Annotated in this window: 16 protein-coding genes; 9 read left to right on the top strand and 7 right to left on the bottom strand. The window is 68.0% G+C overall.

Annotation, left to right across the window (positions count from 1 at the left end):
* The 4 genes from AC5P8C_RS15835 to AC5P8C_RS15820 all read right to left on the bottom strand — a co-directional run bounded on the left by AC5P8C_RS15835 (position 1) and on the right by AC5P8C_RS15820 (position 3,145).
* The gene (locus tag AC5P8C_RS15835) at positions 1–1,461 is read right to left on the bottom strand and encodes an efflux transporter outer membrane subunit (protein WP_010487499.1); all 1,461 of its coding nucleotides are present in this window, start codon (positions 1,459–1,461) and stop codon (positions 1–3) included.
* A complete protein-coding gene (locus tag AC5P8C_RS15830; protein WP_043403026.1) occupies positions 1,458–2,375 on the bottom strand; it encodes an efflux RND transporter periplasmic adaptor subunit in 918 nt (305 codons plus the stop codon). Before AC5P8C_RS15830 ends, AC5P8C_RS15835 begins: the two co-directional genes overlap by 4 nt.
* Positions 2,372–2,581, bottom strand: a complete 210-nt coding sequence (locus AC5P8C_RS15825; RefSeq protein ID WP_010487502.1) for a DUF1656 domain-containing protein — start codon at positions 2,579–2,581, stop codon at positions 2,372–2,374. Before AC5P8C_RS15825 ends, AC5P8C_RS15830 begins: the two co-directional genes overlap by 4 nt.
* Positions 2,582–2,689: 108 nt before the next feature.
* Entirely contained in the window at positions 2,690–3,145 is a 456-nt protein-coding gene (locus AC5P8C_RS15820; RefSeq protein WP_012481667.1) for a MarR family winged helix-turn-helix transcriptional regulator, read from the bottom strand.
* A gap of 682 nt (positions 3,146–3,827) precedes the next feature.
* Here AC5P8C_RS15820 and folE point away from each other — a divergent pair.
* The 4 genes from folE (at position 3,828) to AC5P8C_RS15800 (ending at position 10,106) form a co-directional block, all read left to right on the top strand.
* Positions 3,828–4,439, top strand: coding sequence for a GTP cyclohydrolase I FolE (folE, locus tag AC5P8C_RS15815; RefSeq protein WP_004141296.1), 612 nt, complete (start codon positions 3,828–3,830; stop codon positions 4,437–4,439).
* A 112-nt stretch (positions 4,440–4,551) separates the two neighbouring features.
* A complete protein-coding gene (locus AC5P8C_RS15810; protein WP_019658766.1) occupies positions 4,552–6,021 on the top strand; it encodes a DUF3375 domain-containing protein in 1,470 nt (489 codons plus the stop codon).
* Positions 6,008–6,709, top strand: a complete 702-nt coding sequence (locus AC5P8C_RS15805) for a DUF4194 domain-containing protein (protein ID WP_019658765.1) — start codon at positions 6,008–6,010, stop codon at positions 6,707–6,709. The genes AC5P8C_RS15810 and AC5P8C_RS15805 overlap by 14 nt, the downstream gene beginning before the upstream one ends.
* Positions 6,710–6,725: 16 nt before the next feature.
* Positions 6,726–10,106 (top strand): ATP-binding protein, encoded by a 3,381-nt coding sequence (locus tag AC5P8C_RS15800; RefSeq protein WP_019658764.1) that lies wholly within the window; start codon positions 6,726–6,728, stop codon positions 10,104–10,106.
* 97 nt (positions 10,107–10,203) lie between these two features.
* On the opposite strand, the gene AC5P8C_RS15795 is transcribed toward AC5P8C_RS15800, so the two are convergent.
* Positions 10,204–10,983, bottom strand: a complete 780-nt coding sequence (locus AC5P8C_RS15795; RefSeq protein ID WP_019658763.1) for a sulfite exporter TauE/SafE family protein — start codon at positions 10,981–10,983, stop codon at positions 10,204–10,206.
* 81 nt (positions 10,984–11,064) lie between these two features.
* Between AC5P8C_RS15795 and AC5P8C_RS15790 the strand changes: the two genes are divergently transcribed.
* The gene (locus AC5P8C_RS15790) at positions 11,065–11,457 is read left to right on the top strand and encodes a YchJ family protein (protein WP_233653334.1); all 393 of its coding nucleotides are present in this window, start codon (positions 11,065–11,067) and stop codon (positions 11,455–11,457) included.
* Here AC5P8C_RS15790 and AC5P8C_RS15785 read toward each other — a convergent pair.
* Positions 11,439–12,722, bottom strand: a complete 1,284-nt coding sequence (locus AC5P8C_RS15785; protein WP_495219071.1) for a GGDEF domain-containing protein — start codon at positions 12,720–12,722, stop codon at positions 11,439–11,441. The two genes, AC5P8C_RS15790 and AC5P8C_RS15785, sit on opposite strands and share 19 nt — an antisense overlap.
* Before the next feature lie 150 nt (positions 12,723–12,872).
* Between AC5P8C_RS15785 and egtB the strand changes: the two genes are divergently transcribed.
* The 4 genes from egtB to AC5P8C_RS15765 all read left to right on the top strand — a co-directional run bounded on the left by egtB (position 12,873) and on the right by AC5P8C_RS15765 (position 18,180).
* On the top strand, positions 12,873–14,144 hold the full coding sequence (egtB, locus tag AC5P8C_RS15780) for an ergothioneine biosynthesis protein EgtB (RefSeq protein ID WP_019658761.1): 1,272 nt from the start codon (positions 12,873–12,875) through the stop codon (positions 14,142–14,144).
* A complete protein-coding gene (gene egtD, locus AC5P8C_RS15775) occupies positions 14,141–15,115 on the top strand; it encodes an L-histidine N(alpha)-methyltransferase (RefSeq protein ID WP_019658760.1) in 975 nt (324 codons plus the stop codon). Before egtB ends, egtD begins: the two co-directional genes overlap by 4 nt.
* 78 nt (positions 15,116–15,193) lie before the next feature.
* Positions 15,194–17,380: a lytic murein transglycosylase gene (locus AC5P8C_RS15770; protein WP_495219070.1), complete on the top strand. Its 2,187-nt coding sequence runs from the start codon at positions 15,194–15,196 to the stop codon at positions 17,378–17,380.
* Between the two features lie 26 nt (positions 17,381–17,406).
* Positions 17,407–18,180 carry a DUF2628 domain-containing protein gene (locus AC5P8C_RS15765; protein WP_021202050.1) on the top strand — a complete coding sequence of 258 codons (774 nt, stop codon included), beginning with the start codon at positions 17,407–17,409 and terminating at the stop codon, positions 18,178–18,180.
* A gap of 6 nt (positions 18,181–18,186) precedes the next feature.
* Here AC5P8C_RS15765 and AC5P8C_RS15760 read toward each other — a convergent pair whose 3' ends face one another.
* Positions 18,187–19,374, bottom strand: coding sequence for a benzoate/H(+) symporter BenE family transporter (locus tag AC5P8C_RS15760; protein WP_049412904.1), 1,188 nt, complete (start codon positions 19,372–19,374; stop codon positions 18,187–18,189).
* Positions 19,375–19,854: the final 480 nt, after the last annotated feature.

Here is a 19,854-nt window from a genome sequence, read left to right as displayed (position 1 = left end):
TTACTTCGCTGCGGTCGGGGTGCCGGCCGCAGCGGTGCTGGCTTGCCAGCCGCCGCCCAGCACCAGGAACAGATGGATCTGGTCGCGTGAGACCTGCGCTTCGGCGGCGGCCAGGGTGGCATCGCTGGTGGCCAGGCTGCGGTCGGCATCCAGGCTGGACAGGTACGGCGTGCGGCCACCCTGGTACAGCCGGCGGTTCTGCTCGGCAGCCAGTGCGGCCTGTTCCTGCGCGATGCGCAGCGACTGCAGCCGGCGCAGGTCCTGCGCATAGCGGTCCAGCGCGGTCTGGGTCTCGCGCAGCGCTTGCAGAACGGTGTGGTCGAACTCGGCCAGGGCCGCATCGGCGCCCGCTTCGGCAGCGTGGATGCGCGCGTGCGTGCCCGACGACGGCAACGTCCACGAAATCAGCGGGCCGATCGACCATTGCTGGGTCATCGGCGTGCCGAAGTCTTCCAGCAGGCCGGCGGCACCCACCGAGGCACCCAGGCGGATGTCCGGATACAGTTCGGCGGTGGCCACGCCAATGCGCGCGGTGGCCGAGGCCAGCTTGCGTTCGGCCTGGCGCACGTCCGGGCGGCGCTGCAGCAGCGCACGGCCATCACCGACCGGCAGCGGCTGCGCCAGGCCGGGGGCGTGTGCACAGTCGATCACGCCAGCCGGCAGCTGGCCCGGGGTCTGCCCGAGCAGGGCGGCAAGCGAATAGGCGGCCGCCGAGCGCTGCGCATGCAGCGGCGGCAGTGCAGCTTCCAGCAGCGCCACCTGGGCATTGGCGCGGGCCAGCTCCGGCGGCGTGCCACGGCCAGCCGCGATCAGGCGCTCGGTAACGGTGCGGCTGCGCTGTTGCAGCTGCAGCGAATGCTCGGCCACGTGCAGTTCGTGGTTGGCATGGCAGATTTCCAGGTAGCTGTCGGCCACCTGGGCGACCACACTGACCTGGGCCAGATCGCGTGCCGCCGCCACCGACTGCTCGTCGGCACGCGCCGCTTCGGCGCCGCGCTTGAGCTTGCCGAACAGGTCGAACTGGTAGCTGACCGCGAACTTGCCATCGGCCAGGTTGATCACCGGCAGCTCGTGCTCCTGCAGGAACGATTCGGCCGACAGCTGCGCGCGGCTGACGCCGGCCTCGGCCTCGTACTCGAAGCCGCCAGCGTCCAGCGCCTGTTCGTACACGGCGGCGGCGCGGCGCAGGTGCGCATCGGCGGCCTTCAGTTCCACGTTGTCACGCAGCGCCTGGGTGATCAGCCCGTCCAGCACCGGGTCGTTGTACAACGACCACCAGCGGTCGGGCAGCGCCTGGTTGGCGGCCACCTGCGGGTTCTGCGTATCGATGAAGGCCGCATTGGCCTCCGGGCGCTTGAACGCCGAGCCTTCCGGCAGCGCGTAGTCCGGGCCGACGGTCCTGCACGCGGCCAGGCTGGCCAGCGCGACGATCAGGCCGAGACGGGGCAGGGTGGCGTTCACAGGCCCGCCTGTGTCGGCGCGGTGCCGACCTTGTCTGCATGCTTCGTGCTGTTGGTCTGTACGGTCACCGTGGCGGTACGGCCGGCAATCAGCTCAACGCCCTTTGGCACTTCGTCGATCGCGATGCGCACCGGAATGCGCTGCGCCAGGCGCACCCAGTCGAAGGCCGGGGTCACGTTCGGCAGCAGGGTGCTGCCGTTGCTGCGGTAGCGATCCTCGATGCCGGCGGCGATGCTCTCGACATGGCCGCGCAGCGGCGCCGATTCGCCCATCAGGCGGATGTCCACGCGCTGCCCCGGGGCCACGCCGCGCAGCCGGGTTTCCTCGAAGTAGCCGTCGATGCGGAACGAGCCGGTGTCCAGCAGCGCCAGCACCGGCTTGCCGGCCACCACGTAGTCGCCCACGCGCATGGTGCGGTCGTTGACCCGGCCATCGGCCGGTGCGCGCACCTCGGTGCGGCCCAGGTTGAGCTCGGCCAGGTCGACCGCCGCCTGTGCGGTGCCCAGCGCAGCCTGTGCAGCCTGCAGCTTGGCGCGGCGCACTTCGGCGTCCTCGGCGGCGACCAGATCCTGCAGGCTGCGGTCACGGCCGATTTCGCGGCGCAGCTGCGCCACCGAGGCCTGGCGCTCGGCCAAGCTGGCCTTGGCCTGTTCCAGCGCGATGCGGTAACGCGCGCGGTCGATCACGAACAGCACGTCGCCCTTCTTCACCGCCTGGTTGTCGGCCACGTTCACCGTTTCCACCAGCCCGGACACGTCCGGTGCCACCTGCACCACGTCGGCACCGACATGGGCGTCGCGGGTCCACGGCTCATCCATGTAATAGACCCACAGCTGGCGCAGCACCAGCAGGGCGACGATCACGGCTGCGCTGGTCAGCAGTATGGGCAGGGTCTTCTTCACGATCTTGTTCACGATTGCATCCAACGCAGGAGGTGGAACAGCAGGCCAAGCACGATCCCGTACAGCGCCAGGTTGAACAGCGCCGGGTGCCATACATGGCGATAGGCGCCGGCACGCTGCAGCAGCGCGTGCAGGCCGCTGTTGACCAGGTAGGCCAACAACATCAACCCGAGCAGGGTCGGGACGAACACTCCATGGAGACTGAATTCACCGGGCATCGGAAGGGGCGGGGGCGAGGTGGGGGAGGGGAGGGACAACAGAACAACGGCAACGGGCAAAAGCCGCTGGCGTGTGCACGGCAGCGGCGGTGTTCGGGGGCAGCGGTCTTACGTGATGCGGTCGGCGGCCTCGGCCAGCAGGCGCCATGCCTTCAGCACGGCGTGCAGTTCATCCATGGAAAGCTCGCCGAACACGTCCTGGCGCAGGCCGATCAACTGGTCTTCCAGCTCGCTGACCAGCGCATGGCCCGCGTCGGTCAGCCACAGCAGGTTGGCGCGGCGGTCGCTGGCGTCGCTCTCGCGGCGGACCAGGTCGCTGGCGCACAGCTTGTCCAGCAGGCGCACCAGGGAAGGACCCTCCATGCCCAGCTGCTGGGCTAGCGCCACTTGGCGGATGCCACCGCCGGAGCGGCCGATCATCAGCAGGGGCATGGTGCAGGCGGTGGAGATGCCGTAGCTGCCGAGCCGACTGTCGGCCAGGCGCTGCCACTGCCGCCCTGCGTACAGCAGGCCGGAGCTGAGCTGCATCTGCAGCACGGTGCGCTCGTCGAGAGGTCGGTCCATAAGAGATAGATAGGATACTACTAATTTCATTCCTATCAATAGGTTTTTCTGAATGGGGGGTGTAGTGAGGAAAGCGTTGCGCCTGCCTGGTGTCGGGTGGGGCAGGGGGGGCGGACGGTGCAGGACACGCCGTGAACCCCCTCCGGGGTCCGGCCCAGCCGCTGGCGGCTGTGCGTTCGGGCGCTTGCGAGGCATGCCTCGCAAGCAAGGCGCCCTCACCCTTGGGGGCTCGGCCGCGGCATCCATGCCGCGGACGGTCCTGCCCCGCCCGGCCCCCGCTGCCTTCCCATCACCCCGCGAGCGCGGTGGGTTGGCTCTTAGAAGCAAGAGCAGAAGCAGTGCGGACCAACGGTCCGCACCCACCAGGGCAGTGGCCAAAGCAGCGGCGCGCTGTTTCCGAAGCCATGAACCCAAGCTTTTGACCCCGCTTTCGGGCGGTCCGGCCGCGCCCGCAGGAAACCGTCAGGGAGGGGGAGAGGGGGCTGCGCAGGACCGTTGGCGCCATGGATGGCGCCATCGAGCCCCCATGGACGGGTTTACGGCGTGTCCTGCGCATCCCCCTCTCCCACTCCAAATCGATAGCAACGACGCACCAACAAGACCCCCGATGAACCGTCCCAACAGGACGACCCACCCCCCGGTCGGGTACGATGCTCGCCCCCCGTTCGGGACGCTGTACGCAATGAGCAAGAACAACGAAAAGGCCGCCCCGCAGGGCGACGTGACCCAGGACCAGGCCGAGGATGCCGTGCGCACCCTGCTGCGCTGGGCCGGTGAGGACCCGTCCCGTGAAGGCCTGCTGGATACGCCCCGCCGTGTCGCCGAAGCCTATGGCGACTGGTTCAGCGGTTACCGCGACGACCCGCGCGCCTACATGGAGCGGACCTTCGAGGAAGTGGCCGGCTACGACGAACTGATCGTCCTGCGTGACATCGAGTACGAAAGCCACTGCGAACACCACATGGCGCCGATCATCGGCCGCGTGCATGTCGGCTACCTGCCGGCCGGCAAGGTGGTGGGCATCAGCAAGCTGGCCCGCGTCGTCGAAGCCTACGCCCGCCGTTTCCAGGTGCAGGAGAAGATGACCGCGCAGATCGCCCAGTGCATCCAGGACGTGCTGCAGCCGATCGGCGTCGGCGTGGTCGTCGAAGGCGCCCACGAATGCATGACCACCCGTGGCATCCACAAGCGCGGCGTCAGCATGGTCACCTCCAAGATGCTGGGCAGCTTCCGCGACGACGCGCGCACCCGCGCCGAGTTCCTGCGCTTCATCGAAGTGGGCGGCAAGCGCTGAGCCGCTTGCCCGCACCGCGCCGGCCCCTGGTGGCCGGCATGCCCACGGCTGCCCACGCAGCCGCCGTGGGTGGCTGCTTGTCCCCACCAGACCTCATGACTCTTTTCGCTGCATGAAGCATCGCGAACGCATTGCCCGTTACCGTCACCTGCGCGAACAGCCCCAGTGGAAGCTGCTTGCCGCCGACCATGCCCCGGAAATCATCGGCCTGTTGCAGGGCCTGCTGATGGACGGCGAGCGCACGTTGCCTTCGTCGGTGCTCAACGAGCGCCTGCAGCGCGCGCTGGACCAGCTGGCCGGCGATGAACTCTCGCGCGAGCTGCCGCGGACCGCGCAGGCCTACATCGCGCACTGGCTGGCCCAAGGCTGGTTGGAGCGCCGCCTGCCCGAAGGCGCCGACCAGGAACAGTACGAGCTGTCGACCGCAGCGCTACAGGCGATCCGCTTCGCCGACGGCCTCGAGCAGGCTCGCGTGGCCGCCACCGAGAGCCGCCTGGCACTGGTCATCGAACAGCTCTCGCAGCTGGCCGCGCAGACCGAGTCCGACCCCGATGCCCGCCTCTCGGCGCTGCGCGACGAGCGCGACCGCATCGACGCCGAGATCGCCCGCGTCGGCGCCGGCCGCGTCACCGCGCTGGATGGCAAGCGCGCCCTGGAACGTGCGCGCCAGATCATCGGCCTGGCCGACGAGCTGACCGAGGATTTCCGGCGCGTGCGCGATGACTTCGAGCAGCTCAACCGCGAGTTCCGCGAACGCATCATCGACGATGAAGGCGAGCGCGGCGACGTGCTGTCGCAGCTGTTCGAAGGCGTGGACGTGATCGGCGAGAGTGATGCAGGGCGCAGCTTCCAGGCCTTCTGGCGTCTGCTCAATGACGCCGAGCAGAGCGCCCAGCTCGATGCCGCGCTGGAAGCGGTGCTGGCGCGTGGCTTTGCCCGGCGCCTGGACCGCAACGAGCGCAACTTCCTGCGCGGCTTCACCAGCACCATGCTCGAGCGCGGTGGCCAGGTGCACGACGTGCTGCAGCACTTCGCGCGCAGCCTGCGCGGCTTCGTACAGAGCCGTGGCTATCTGGAGCAGCGCCGCCTCAACCAGCTGCTCAAGCAGGCGCAGTCCGAAGCGCTGGCGCTGCGTGACGAGTTCCCCGCACAACGCGGCATCGGCCGCGACCTGCAGCTGACCACCAGCCGCCTGCGTTCGTGGTCGCAATGGAAGCTGCACGATCCGCGCAGTGCCCAGGTCGATGGCAACGTCGAGTACAACGACGCGGCCGCGATCAGTCTGGAAAGCGTCGGCGATCTGGTCGCTTCGTCCGAAATCGACTTCCGCACCCTGCGCCGCGACCTGCACGACCTGCTCGATGCACAGCCGCGGCTCAGCATCGCCCAGGCCCTGTCGCAGCGCGAAGCGCCGCAGGGCCTCGGCAGCGTCATCGGCTACCTGTCGCTGGGCACGCGTTTCGGCAACGTGGTCGCCGGCGAGCAGGAGCTTGCGCAATGGCGCGGTGGCGACGGCCAGATCCGCCGCGCCCGCATCCCGCTGGTTTGGTTCACCCAGGAGAGACGCCATGAGCTGGCATGAAGATCCCATCGAAGCACCGCAGGCCGACGTGGCGGAAGACGCCTACGAGGCCGAGCCGGCGGCGACCATGGCGCAGCCCCGCCGTGGCAACGACGTGTACTACCTCGGCGACACCGGGCGCCTGCCGCTGGATGCGCGCCGCGCGCTGTGCCAGCTGCTGATCGGCCCCAGCATCGACCAGCTGCGCCACGCCAAGCTGTGGCCCGCGCTGATCCGCAGCGAAGCGGCCATCCGCTCATCGCTGGCGGACCTGTTCCTGGAACTGGTGCTCGACCGCGACAGCGGCGTGGCGTTCACCCGCCAGGCCGATACCGAAGACGTTGATGCGCCGGTGCTGCTGCGCACCTCGCCCCTGACCTTCATCGACTCGGTGCTGCTGCTGTACCTGCGCCAGCAGCTGGCCGAGGCCGATGCACGCGGCAACCGCGCGGTGGTCGCCGACGCCGAGATGGCCGAAGCGCTGGCCATCTATGAAAAGAACCTGTCCACCGACCGCGCCGGCTTCAACCGCCGCGTTGCCTCGGCGGTGCAGAAGATGAAGGACAACCACATCCTGACCCGCCTCAGCGGCCAGGATGACCGCCACGAAGTCTCGCCGGCGCTGAAGCTGCTGTTCTCCGCCGAAGACGTGTCCCAGCTTTCGGCGGTGTACCGCCAGCTGCGCGAAACCCCGGCCGCCGAGGCCTGAGAGACCCGACCATCGCATGGCTATCTCCAAGCACACTCCCGCACTGTTCAACGAAGGCCTGCCGGACCCGCGCCTGCAGCAGTTCCGCATGCGCCGCCTGCAGGTGCACAACTGGGGCACCTTCAACGGCCTGACCGAAGTGCCGATCGCCGAGCGCGGCTTCCTGTTTGTCGGCCGCTCCGGCTCGGGCAAGTCGACCCTGCTCGATGCCATGTCCGCGCTGCTGACGCCGCCGGCCATCGTCGACTTCAACGCCGCTGCGCGTGAAGCCGAGCGCAGCGGCCGCGACCGCAACCTGGTGTCCTACGTGCGTGGCGCGTGGGCTGACCAGCAGGACAGCGGCACCGGCGAAATCGCCACCCAGTACCTGCGCAAAGGCGCCACCTGGACCGCACTGGTGCTGGAATACCGCGCCGGCGATGGCCGCGTGGTCAGCCTGGTGCGCCTGCTCTGGATCTCCGGCAACGGCACCTCGGCCGGCGATGTGCGCAAGCACTACATGATCGCCGAGCGCCCGTTCGACATCGCCAAGGATCTCGGCGGCTTCGACCTGGACCTGCGCAAGCTCAAGCAGAAGCTGTCCGACCTGCACCACTTCGACACCTTCTCCGGCTACGCCGAGCGCTTCCGCGACCTGCTCGGCATCGACAACGAGATGGCGCTGCGCCTGCTGCACAAGACGCAGTCGGCGAAGAACCTGGGAGACCTCAACGTCTTCCTGCGCGACTTCATGCTCGACACGCCGAAGACCTTCGACGCCGCCGAGCGCCTGGTCAGCGATTTCGCCGAGCTTGATGGCGCACACCAGGCGGTGGTCACCGCCCGCCGCCAGGTGGAAACCCTGCTGCCGGCGCGCGCCTACTACAACGACCTGAAGGAAATGCACCGCCGGCGCGGTGACGACGAAGCCTTGAAACTTGGCGTCGACAGCTTCCGCGAGAGCCGCCGCCAGGCGCTGATCGAAGCGCGCCTGCGCGAGATGGACGTGCGTGACCGCGGCCTGCTTGGCGAAGAAGCCCAGCGCCGTGCCGCACTGGACAATCACACCGAGCGCCTGGCCGAACTGGAGCTGCAGCGCCGCCAGCAGGGCGGTGAGCGCATCGAGGAACTGGAACGCGAGCAGGGCCGTGCCGAAGCTGAGCGTGACCGCCGCCAGGCCAAGCGCGAGCAGGCACGCCAGGCGGCGCAGCAACTGGGGGCCGAACTGCCGGACGACGCCCATGGCTTCGCCGAACTGGTCGAGCGCGCACAGAACGAGCTGCAGGACCGCCAGCGTGCCTCCTCGGCACTGGACGACGCGATCAGTGACCGCCTGGGCGGCAAGCGCGATGACGAGCGCCGTTTCGGCGAAGTCCGTGCCGAACTCGAAGCGATGCAGCGCACACCGTCCAACATCCCGGCGCCGATGCAGAAGCTGCGTGCGCGCCTGGCCGAAGAGACCGGCATCGCCGAGGCAGCGTTGCCGTTCGTAGGTGAACTGATCCAGGTCCGCGCGGAAGAGCAGGGCTGGCAGGGTGCCATCGAGCGCGTGCTGGGCGGTTTCGCGCTGTCGCTGCTGGTCGACGACAAGCACTACAACGATGTTGCCGAGTGGGTGAACCGCACTCACCTGGGCATGCGCTTCACCTACTACCGCGTGCGCCGCAACGATGATGCGTTCGCGCGCGAACCCTCGGCGAAATCGCTGCTGCACAAGCTTGAACTGCGCGAGCATGTGTTCGAAAGCTGGCTGCGCCGGGAGCTGGGCAAGCGCTTCGACTACGAATGCGTGGATGCCAAGCAACTGCGCAACGTCGACCGCGGCATCACCCGCGAAGGCCAGGTCAAGCATCCAGGTGACCGTTTCGAGAAGGACGACCGCAGTGCAGTGGGCGACCGCCGCCGCTGGATCCTCGGCTTCAACAACCACGACAAGGTCGGTGCCTTCGAGCGCGAAGCCCAGGAACTGGCCAAGCGCATCGCCAGCTGCGAGACCGACATCGCGCGCCTGCGCGGGCAACGTGACCGCGACAACGAACGCCGCCTGGCCTGCCACGAGCTGGTCAGCATCAGCTGGAACGAGATCGACATCGCCGCTCCGCAGCAGCGCCTGAGCGATATCGAAGCCACCCTGCGCGACCTGCGCGAAGGCAACGCCGATCTCGCCAGGCTGGCCAAGCAGATCGACGCCGTGCGTGCGGATATCGAACAGGCACGCCGCACCTATGAGGACGTTCGCGTCGAACGCGGCCAGCTGGTCAAGGAGCGCGACCGTCTCGATCGCGCCCGCCAGCAGAGCCGTGCACTGGTGCTGCCGAGCCTGGCCCAGGAGCAGGAGGCCGGGCTTGCCGAGCGCCTGCAGGAGCAGGGTCCGCTCAGCCTGGAAACGCTCGAAGCGCACATGCGCCAGGTCAGCAACGCGCTGAACGAGCAGCTGTCGTCCTCGCAGCAGGACCTCAACCGCATCGAGAACCAGCTGATCGGCTGCTTCCGCCGCTTCATCCAGCAGTGGCCGGAGGAGTCGGGTGACTTCACCGTCTCGGTGGCCTCGGCCGAGGACTTCCTCGCCCGCCTCGAACGCCTGGAACGCGATGGCCTGCCGCAGCACGAAGAGCGCTTCTTCGATCTGCTGCAGAACCAGAGCAAGAACAACCTGCTGGCCCTGCAGCGCCACAGCGCCGAAGCCCGGAAGTCGATCGGACAGCGCCTGGATGAAGTGAATGCCAGCCTGGAGCAGGTGCCGTTCAACCGTGGCACGCTGCTGACCATCGAACTGAGCGACCGCCGCCTGCCGGAAGTCGCCGAGTTCCACCTGCAGCTGCGCGAGGTGCTGTCGCAGCAACAGACCGAGCAGCGTGAACTGGCCGAATCGCAGTTCACCGTGCTGCGCCAGCTGGTCAACCGACTGGGCTCGCAGGAAGGCGAGGACAAGCGCTGGCGCGAGCTGGTGCTGGACGTGCGCATGCACGTGGAGTTCATCGGCGTCGAGCTGGATGCGGAAACGCGCCAGCAGGTCGAGATCTACCGTAGTGGCGCGGGCAAGTCCGGTGGCCAGCGCCAGAAACTGGCCACCACCTGCCTGGCGGCAGCGCTGCGCTACCAGCTCGGCGGCGCCGACAGCCAGCTGCCCAGCTACGCGGCGGTCGTGCTCGACGAGGCCTTCGACAAGGCCGACAACGAGTTCACCGCGCTGGCGATGAACATCTTCGACAACTTCGGCTTCCAGATGGTGGTCGCCACCCCGCTGAAGTCGGTGATGACGCTTGAACCGTTCATCGGCGGCGCCTGCTTCGTCGAAATCAGCGGCCGACACGACTCCGGGGTGTTGCTGATCGAGTACGACGAAGAAGGCAAGCGCCTGAAGCTGCCCGAGCGCAGTCGCCAGCAGGCCAACGAACCGGAAGAAGCCGAGGCCTGACCCGGCCGATCGAATGGGGAATGCCGGCCAGCGGCCGGCACCACCCATGGGCGGGGTTCACGACCCGGCTGTGCCGGCCGCTGGCCGGCAACCGCATTCACGAACCGCGGAACGTGTCCCACGCCATCCGCGCGATCAGCACCACCACCAGCCCCACGAACAGCTTGCGGATGAACGGCGTGCCGCCCTTCAACGCCAGGCGCGTGCCCACCACCGAACCGATGATGTTGGCTGCGGCCATCGGCAGCGCGAACAGCCACAGGATGTTGCCTGTCGGCACGAAGAACGAGATCGCCGCCACGTTGGTGGCCAGGTTCACCACCTTCGACGCCGCCGACGCACGCAGGAAGTCCAGGCCGAAAAAGCGAACGAACAGGAAGATCAGGAAGCTGCCGGTGCCCGGCCCGAAGAAGCCATCGTAGAAGCCGATCGCCGCACCGATCGCCAGTGCGATCACCAGCTCGCGGCGGCCGATCTCCTGTGGCCGGTGCAACGCGCCGAAGTCCTTCTTCCACAGCGTGTAGGCCAGCATCGCGATCAGCAGGACCAGCACCAGCGGGCGCACCGCGTCCTTGGGCAGCAGGCTTACCGCAGTGGCCCCGGCGAAGGAGAAGATGAAGGCGGTACCAGCCGCGAACAGTACCGGCTTCCACGGGAAACGCACGTTGCGCGCGTAACGCCAGGCAGCCGCACCGGTACCGAACATCGAACTGAACTTGTTGGTGCCGAACAGCATCGCCGGTGTCTGCTGCGGCAGCACCGTGAACAGTCCCGGCAGCTGCACCAGGCCACCGCCACCGACGGCGGCATCCACAAGACCGGCGATGAAGGCGATCACCACCAGCCACCACAACTCGGGGGGAACCAGTTCCAGCACGGCGATCAATCAAGGTGGGGGCGCGACAGCATACGCCCTTCGCCGATGGATGCTGGCGGCGCCCCGCGCGACAATGCGCGCATGAGCCGAAAACCTGCCGATCCCTGTCCCTGCGGGCTTCCCGCGGAGTACGCCGCCTGCTGTGGCCGTTTCCATGCCGGCGACACCGTCCCCGACGCCGAACGCCTCATGCGTTCGCGCTACAGCGCGTACGTGCGGGGCCTGGCAGGCTACCTGCGCCAGAGCTGGCATCCGGACACGTGTCCGGTCGAGTTGTCGCTGGATGACGCGCCCGGGCAGCGTACGCACTGGCTGGGCCTGACCGTCCATGAGCACACCGTCACCGGCGCTGACAGCGCCGAGGTGAGGTTCACCGCCCGCTACCGGGTAGGCGGCGGCAGCGCGGTGAAGATGACCGAACACAGCCGCTTCCTGCGCATCGACGGTCGCTGGTACTACCTCGACGCAGTCTGAGCCTCAGCCCGCTGTCCGGCGTTCGCCCGGATCTGGTTGCGGCCGCCGTCCTTGGCTGCGTACAGCGCCCGGTCGGCGGCCTTGACCACCGCTGCCGGGCGCAGGTCCACAAGGCTGTCGGCCAGGCCGATGCTCACCGTCACCTGCACCACCGGGCCGCTGCCGCCGCGCCCGCGTTGCTGACGCCCGGCGTCATCGTCGCGGCTGCGGGTGCTGCGGTCGCGCAGCTGCATGCGGGTGTCCTCGATGCTCTGCCGCAAGGCTTCCACGGCATCCATGCAGGCGTCGGCCGGCTGGCCCAGGAACACCACCGCGAACTCCTCGCCGCCGTAGCGGAACGCACGTCCACCATCACCGACCCGCGCCAGCCGCGAGGCCACCAGGCGCAGCACGTCGTCGCCGGTGTCGTGGCCGTGGGTGTCGTTGAACGATTTGAAGTGGTCCACGTCCACCATCGCGATGCTGTAGGTGCCGCGCGCCCGTTGCAGGGTCTCATTGAAGGCGCGGCGCCCCGGCAAGCCGGTCAGTTCGTCGCGGAACGCCATGTGGAACGACTCCTGCAGCATCGCGCCCAGCATCAGCAGCAGGGCCGCACTGGCCAGCGCAGGCAGCAGCACCGGCTGCAGGAAGACCCTCGGCAGCATCCACCACAGGCACAGCAGCGCCAGCAGCATAGCCGTGTGCAGCGGCCGCGGATGCCGCCATGCCTGCCAACCCAGCGCCGCCGTGGCCAGCAGGAACAGCAGCGCCGGCAGCTGCGCCAGCGCGTTCCAGTCGGCCGGGATCCACGCCCAATGACGGTTCGACAGCAGATCATGCATGCCGCGCGGCTGCTGCGCGGCCAGCAGCAGGAAGGTCAGCAATGCCGTACTGCTGGCGACGGAGCGCAACAGCAGGTCGTGCCTGCGCCGCCCACGCTCCGGCCACAATGACAGGCCGGCGAACAGCAACGGCAGCCACGCCGAGATGGCATGGAAGCGCAGCGGTGTCAGCGCGCTGACATGGCCGCTGCGCAGGTAGCCGCCGACATCCTGGTGCAGCATCGCGAACATGACTGCCACCACCAACAGCAGGCAGAGCGCACGCACCTGGTGGTAGAGAAGGGCCAGGCCGGCACCGAGGCAGGCCAGCAGCCAGGGCAGAACGCGTTGGGCCGGACTGGCCACGTCTTCGTTGCCCAACGCCGCCCACAGCACCACGGCAACCAGCACGGCGGGCAGCACGAACAGGTAGTGCGCAGGCTGGCGGAGCGGATGCAGGGGCAATCAGGAATTCCAGCGCGGTGACGACGCGGCCGCAGCATTGCCGTTAGCGGCGTTCGGGGCGGCTTCTTGAATGCGGCAGGCCCATCCATGTGAACGAAGTGACGCCGGACCATGACATCGCACTCACCCGCCGGCACCGATGCTGTCGGCATGGACAGCGTACCCGCCGCCGTCGCTGCCCCGCAGCACGATCTCGCCCACCAGTTCGCACGCGTGCGTGCGCGCAGCATGCAACTGGCCGGCCCGCTCAGCGCCGAGGACGCCATGCTGCAGAGCATGGCCGATGCCAGCCCCAGCAAGTGGCACCTGGCCCACACCACCTGGTTCTTCGAACGCTTCGTGCTGGCCGGCTTCCCGGCTGCGCCTGCACATGACCCTGCATGGGACTACCTGTTCAACAGCTACTACAAGAGTATCGGCCCCGCCCATGCCCGGCCGCAGCGCGGCCTCCTCTCACGGCCCTCGCTGCAGCAGGTGCATGACTATCGCCAGCAGGTCGATGCACAGGTGCAGTCGCGGCTATCGGCAGGTGACCTGGACCCACACGCGCTGCACAACCTGCAGCTGGGCCTGCAGCACGAACAACAGCATCAGGAGTTGTTGTTGACCGACATCAAGCACGCGTTCTGGTGCAATCCGCTGCAGCCGGCCTACCGCGAGGACCTGCCCACCCCCCCTGGCGCTGCCAGTGCACAGGGCTGGATCGAATCACCCGAGCGCATCGTTACCGTCGGCGCTGCAGCCTGGCCGCAGCACGCTGCGTTTGCCTACGACAACGAATCGCCGCCGCACCGCGTGCTGCTGCCGGCACATGCTCTGGCCGAACGTCCCGTCAGCAATGCCGAGTACCGTGCTTTCATCGATGCCGGCGGCTACCGCGAACCGCGCTGGTGGCTCAGTGAAGGCTGGGCGTTGCGTGAAGCCGAGGACTGGCAGCACCCGCTGTACTGGGATGACACCCTGCAGCGCGAATACACCCTGGGCGGTTGGCGCGAGCTGGATCCGCACGCGCCGGTCTGCCATCTCAGCTACTTCGAGGCCGATGCCTGTGCCCGCTGGGCCGGGGCACGCCTGCCCAGCGAGTTCGAGTGGGAGGCCGCCGCCGCGTCTCAGGCGGTGCGGGGCCACTTTGCCGATGACGATCACCTGCACCCGCAGGCGGGGCAGGGCAGCGGCCTGCGCCAGCTGTTCGGTGATGTCTGGGAGTGGACTCACAGCGCGTATGGCGCCTATCCCGGCTACCGCCCTTTCGCGGGCAACCTCGGTGAGTACAACGGCAAGTTCATGTGCGGCCAATGGGTGCTGCGCGGCGGCAGCTGCGTCACGCCACGGGGCCATGTGCGCGCCAGCTATCGCAATTTCTTCATGCCGCCGGCGCGCTGGCAGTTCTCCGGACTGCGCCTGGCCAGGGACCTCACATGAGCACCGTGCACGACGCGCTGCAGGCGTTGACCGACCTCACCCCCGGCCGCCAGCAGATCCTCACCGACGTGGTGGCCGGGTTGTCGCGCACACCGCGCCAGCTGCCATCCAAGTATTTCTACGATGCACGCGGCTCACGCCTGTTCGAGCAGATCACGCAGACCTGCGAGTACTACCCCACGCGTACCGAGCTGGCGCTGCTGGCGCGGGTGCTGCCGGACATCGCCCGCAGCGTCGGTCCTCATGCTCATGTGGTGGAGCTGGGCAGCGGCAGTGGCCGCAAGACCGCGCTGCTGCTGGCGGCACTGCAGGACCCCGTGGCCTACACCCCCATCGAGATCTCGCGCGCCGCGCTGCTGTCCAGCATCGACCATCTGGCCCCGGCGCTGCCGGACGTCGAGATGCTGCCGGTCTGTGCCGACTTCACCCGCGCGGTCGCCGTCCCGGCACCGGAACGCGAGCCTGCGCGGCGCCTGTTGTTCTTCCCGGGCTCCACGTTGGGCAATTTCGTCGAAGAGGATGCCGTCGCACTGCTGCGCGCGATGCGCCAGACCATGGGCCGCGATGGCCTGGCCCTGGTCGGCATCGATCTGCACAAGGACCCGGCATTGATCGAAGCCGCCTACAACGATGTGCAGGGCATCACTGCTGCATTCACCCTCAACCTGCTGGCGCGCCTGAACCGCGAGATCGGCAGCGACTTCGATCTGGACGGCTTCCGCCACCGCGCCCGCTACAGCATCGCGCGGCTGCGCATCGAAACCGATCTGGTCAGCCAGCGCGCACAGGACGTCCGTCTGGATGGCCGCACCTTCCACTTCCAGGCCGACGAGCCGATCCGCGTCGAATACAGCCACAAGTACACCGACGACAGCTTCGAAGCGTTGCTGCTGCCAGCGGGCCTGCAGGTCGTGCGGCGCTGGGATGCTGAAAGCCCGGCCTATGGCCTGCGCCTGCTTCGCGCCCTTTAGCCGCCGCCAGCCCGCGCTGCTTCAGGTTCGCCTACGCTGCGCCTAAGATGGCCCTGCAACGGCAACACGGAGGACGCCATGCCCATTCTGACCACGCTCGGCCTGGCGGCCGTGCTCGCCGCGGCACCCGCTTCGACAGCAGCGCCTGCGGCCAGCAGCGATGCCGCTTTCAGCCGCTGCCTGGCCGTCCTGCAATCGACAGCCGCCAGCCAGGGCATCAGTGCCGACCGCTTCAATGGGATTATCGCCGGGCTCACCCCCGATCCCAGCGTGCTCGGCCTGCTCGACGCGCAGCCGGAATTCACCACGCCGATCTGGGACTACCTGGCCGCGCTGGTCGATCGCCAGCGCGTGGACGATGGGCGCGTCCTGCTGCAGCAGCATCGGGCCCTGCTTGATCGGGTGTCGGCCCAGTACGGCGTCGATCCGGCCACCATCGTCGCGGTCTGGGGCGTGGAGAGCGACTACGGCCGTGTGTTCGGCAAGCGCCCGCTGCTGCAGTCGCTGGCCACGCTGTCCTGTGCCGGCCGCCGCCAGCCCTTCTTCCGTGGTGAGCTGCTGGCCCTGCTCAAGTTGATCGACCGCGGCGACCTGCAGGCACAGGGGCTCACCGGTTCCTGGGCCGGCGCCTTCGGGCATACGCAGTTCATGCCCAGCACCTATGCACGCATCGCCGTGGACGGTGATGGCGATGGCCGCCGCGATCTGGTCGGCAGCATTCCCGATGCGCTGGCCTCCACCGCCAATTACCTCAAGCGCGCCGGCTGGCGCAGCGGAGAGCCGTGGGGCATGGAAGTGCGTATCCCGCCCGGTTTCGACGCCAGCCAGGCCGGGCGCACCCAGCGTCGGGCGCTGGCCGACTGGCGTGCGCAAGGTGTGACCGCATTGGATGGCAGCGCGTTGGCCCCGGCCAACCTGCCTGCCGACGCGCGCGCGGCCCTGCTGCTGCCGGCGGGCGGCAAGGGCCCTGCGTTGCTGGTGTTCCGCAACTACGACGCGATCTACAGCTACAACGCTGCCGAAAGCTACGCGCTGGCGATCGCCACGCTGGCCGACCAGCTGCGTGGCGGCACGGGCCTGGCCACGGCCTGGCCGACCGATGATCCCGGTATCGGCCGCGATGAGCGCCGCCAGCTGCAGACCCTGTTGCTGGCCCGCGGCCACGACATCGGAAGCGCCGACGGCATGATCGGTACGGACACGCGTCGCGCCATCCAGGTCGAGCAGCAGCGCCTGGGCTGGGCCAACGCAGATGGGCGCGCGGGACAGCGTATCCTTCGCACTCTGCAGAACGCGCCGCGCACTGCACCGGTGCCCACGCGTTTCATGCTTCCCAGCAACTACAGTGCCGTGCAATCGCCGGCCATACGGAGTCGATCCCACGTGCAGCAGATCCAGGGTGTACGCAGCGGGCAGTACCAGGGGCTCGATGCCTGGCTGGTGGAAACCGGCGACGCCAGCGCGGCCATCAGTGTGTTTGGCGGCCAGCTGCTTTCCTTCGTGCCCAAGGGCCAGCCGGATCTGATGTGGCTGTCCCCCCGGCGCGCCGAACTGCCCATGCCGATCCGCGGAGGCAGCCCCGTCTGCTGGCCGTACTTCGGCCGCCAAGGCCAGGGCAACGACGTGCCCGCCCACGGTTTCGTCCGTACCGTGCCGTGGGAACTGCAACAGGCCCGTCGCCTGGACGACGGCAGCATCGAGCTCACGCTGGCACCCCCGGTGCTGCAGAGCCTGGACCTGCGATTGAGGATGACTGTGCGCGTAGGCCGCCAGTTGACCCAGCGACTGATCACCGAGAACGTCGGCAGTTCCCCTGCCAGCATCACCCAGGCGCTGCACAACTATTTCCGCGTGGGTGATGCCAGCGCGGTGGACGTGGACGGCGTGGACGGACTGGACTATCTGGACAAGTTCGAGAACTATGCGACGCCGCGTCGGCAGCAGGGCGCCTGGACGTTGCGCGATCCCCGTGATCCCGGGCGCAGCGACCGCATCTACACGCAGGCCAAGGGTCACTATGTCCTGCGTGATCCGGTGCTGAAACGCCGCATCGACATCCGTACGGAAGGAAGCCGCTCGCTGGTGGCGTGGAATCCCGGTGCCGAGGCTGCAGCGAAGATGGCAGATGTGGGTGAGGGCTGGCGCGACTACGTCTGCCTGGAAGCGGCCAACGCCGGACCCGACGTGGTGACCCTGCCGCCGGGTGGCAGCCATGTGCTGTCACAGACATTGTCCGCGGCACCGTGGACACCGGTAACCCGGTAACGAATCAACGCAGCAAGGATGTTTTCATGCAGGACGCACAGTGGTGGTACGCCAACAGCAGGCAGAGCGAAGGACCGGTGGACCTGGCCGCCCTGCGTCGCCTGCAGCAGGACGGCACGGTGACGGCACGCACGCTGCTGTGGCGCGAAGGCATGCCCGCGTGGCGCCCCTTGGCGGAGCTGGAACAGGATTCAACGCCCATCGAGATGGCGCCGGCTCCGGATATCGACACAGCCCCACCGGTTGAGGTCGTTGCGCCAAGTGTCGGCGATCCGTCCGATCCGTATCGAGCCCCCGCCGCTGCACCGGATACGGCTGCCGCCGCGGGGCTGGAGGGCGAGATGGCCTTGTACGCCAGCGTGGTCGGCGGCAACTTCCCGATCTATCGCCAGCGCTGGCGACTGGATCAGGGCATTGCCACCGCCAGTGGAACCTGGCACTGGCCGGCCTTCCTGCTCGGCCCGATCTGGATGATGTACCGCAGGATGTACCGCCTGGCGGCAATGTGGGTCGGCCTGCTGCTGCTGATCAGCGTGGTGGAGACCTTGCTGGATGTGCCCGAAGGCGTGTCGCTGGTCATCACCATCGCGCTCAGCGTCACCACCGGCACCTTTGGCAACACCTGGTACCTGGCACACTGCCAACGCCTGATCGCCCAAGCCCGTGCCGTCAGCGGCGGCGATGACGCACGGCTGCGCAGCGAGCTGACCGCACGCGGCGGCACCAGCGTGGTCGCCACACTGGCCGCCATCGTCATCTCGGTGGTGTTGAGCACCGTCGGCGCCGCACTGGCGGGGTAGGACAGGTCAGCGGCCCTGACGCGGCCGCAGCACCAGCAGGCACAGCGCACCGGCCACCAGGCCCCAGAACGCCGAACCGATGCCGGCCAGTGAGACGCCGGAGGCGGTGACCAGGAAGGTGACCAGTGCCGCCTCGCGGTCCTGTTCTACTGCCAGCGCACTGGCCAGGCTGTTGGCGATGGTGCCGAACAACGCGATACCGGCCACGCAGGCCACCAGCTCCTTTGGGAAAGCCGCGAACAGGGCGGCCACGGTGGCACCGAACAGCCCGATGACAATATAGAAAGCCCCAGCGGCCATGGCGGCGGTGTAGCGCCGTGCCGGATCCTCGTGCGCATCACGGCCCATGCAGATCGCGGCCGTGATCGCGGCCAGGTTCAGTGCGTAGGCACCGAACGGCGCCAGCAATGTATTGACCACGCCGATCCAGCCGATCAGCGGCGACACCGGCGCGTCATAGCCGGAGGCACGCATCACTGCCACACCGGGGATGTTCTGCGAGGCCATGGTGACCACGAACAGGGGCAGGGCGATGCCGGCTACCGCAGTCCAGGACAGGGACGGGGTCACCCATTGCGGCACCGCCAGCTGCAGCTGCACCTGCTGTGCGTGCAGCAGGTCACGGCTGGCTGCGACCGCGATGCCGACCAGTAGTGTGGCGATGACCGCATAGCGCGGGAACAAGCGGCGTCCCGCCAGCCAGGTGGCGAACATTGCCAGTGCCAGTACCAGTTGGGAATTCATGGCCACGAACACGTCCAGACCGAAGCGCAGCAGCACGCCGGCCAGCATGCCGGCGGCCAGCGCCATCGGCACCCGCTGCATCAATCGTGCGAACACCCCGGAGAAGCCTGCCAGCATGCCAAGCACCGCAGCGAGCAGGAATGCGCCGGTGGCTTCAGCGAGCGAGTCGCCACCAGCACCGACCACCAGCATCGCCGCGCCCGGTGTCGACCATGCGGTCACCACCGGCACGCGATAGCGCAGCGACAGCCCGATGCAGGTGACACCCATGCCCAGTCCCAGTGCCCACATCCATGAGGCGATCTGTGCCTGGTCGGCACCGACAGCCTGGGCGGCCTGGAACACGATCACTGCGGAACTGGCGAAGCCGACCAGCACGGTGATGAAGCCGGCGACCACGGCCGGCACTGAAAGGTCGCGCCACCATGCTTGCCGCACCTGCATGTTCATTGCCGTCTCTCCTTGTTGCATCCGTGCATTGATAGCCGTTGCGGCGTTGACCGCGCAACGCGCGGGCAACGCCGCAGTGATCTTCGAGCGTACGTCATGCCTGAAGTCGCGGCGCTTCTGTCATCACCATAAAAAAAAGCCTTGACGAAATCTGCAGGATCTCTAGAATTCGCCCCCTTGCTGCAACGCATCGCTTCCTCGGAAACGGCACGCGATCAGCAACGCCATCACCGGCGAACGAGTTGATCGAACGAAGGTGTTGACGGACTCGGAAAGTCCGGCATAATAGGCGGCTCGCAACGACGAAAGGCCTTCGGGTCCAACGACGAAGCAGCATCGGCAACAACGTCCACTCCGGTGAGACGGCCTTGAAAAAAGGTGTTGACGAAGCGGAAAAGCCGGCTATAATGGGCGGCTCGCTACGAAGGAAGCTTCGCAGCACACGGGAACGGCGCTGAGGCCACTTCCCCGGATCTTTGA

The sequence above is a fragment of the Stenotrophomonas sp. YJH_SMC_46 genome, assembly GCF_059370315.1.
This window is presented reverse-complemented; position numbering and strand designations above follow the sequence as displayed.

What these genes read in the sequence shown, in the direction of transcription:
- AC5P8C_RS15790 (WP_233653334.1), top strand. Translation starts at nt 11,065, where the DNA reads ATGAGCCGAAAACCTGCCGATCCCTGTCCCTGCGGGCTTCCCGCGGAG.
- AC5P8C_RS15765 (WP_021202050.1), top strand. Translation starts at nt 17,407, where the DNA reads ATGCAGGACGCACAGTGGTGGTACGCCAACAGCAGGCAGAGCGAAGGA.
- AC5P8C_RS15810 (WP_019658766.1), top strand. Translation starts at nt 4,552, where the DNA reads ATGAAGCATCGCGAACGCATTGCCCGTTACCGTCACCTGCGCGAACAG.
- folE (WP_004141296.1), top strand. Translation starts at nt 3,828, where the DNA reads ATGAGCAAGAACAACGAAAAGGCCGCCCCGCAGGGCGACGTGACCCAG.
- AC5P8C_RS15800 (WP_019658764.1), top strand. Translation starts at nt 6,726, where the DNA reads ATGGCTATCTCCAAGCACACTCCCGCACTGTTCAACGAAGGCCTGCCG.
- AC5P8C_RS15770 (WP_495219070.1), top strand. Translation starts at nt 15,194, where the DNA reads ATGCCCATTCTGACCACGCTCGGCCTGGCGGCCGTGCTCGCCGCGGCA.
- AC5P8C_RS15760 (WP_049412904.1), bottom strand. Translation starts at nt 19,374, where the DNA reads ATGAACATGCAGGTGCGGCAAGCATGGTGGCGCGACCTTTCAGTGCCG.
- AC5P8C_RS15820 (WP_012481667.1), bottom strand. Translation starts at nt 3,145, where the DNA reads ATGGACCGACCTCTCGACGAGCGCACCGTGCTGCAGATGCAGCTCAGC.
- egtB (WP_019658761.1), top strand. Translation starts at nt 12,873, where the DNA reads ATGGACAGCGTACCCGCCGCCGTCGCTGCCCCGCAGCACGATCTCGCC.
- AC5P8C_RS15825 (WP_010487502.1), bottom strand. Translation starts at nt 2,581, where the DNA reads ATGCCCGGTGAATTCAGTCTCCATGGAGTGTTCGTCCCGACCCTGCTC.
- AC5P8C_RS15805 (WP_019658765.1), top strand. Translation starts at nt 6,008, where the DNA reads ATGAGCTGGCATGAAGATCCCATCGAAGCACCGCAGGCCGACGTGGCG.
- egtD (WP_019658760.1), top strand. Translation starts at nt 14,141, where the DNA reads ATGAGCACCGTGCACGACGCGCTGCAGGCGTTGACCGACCTCACCCCC.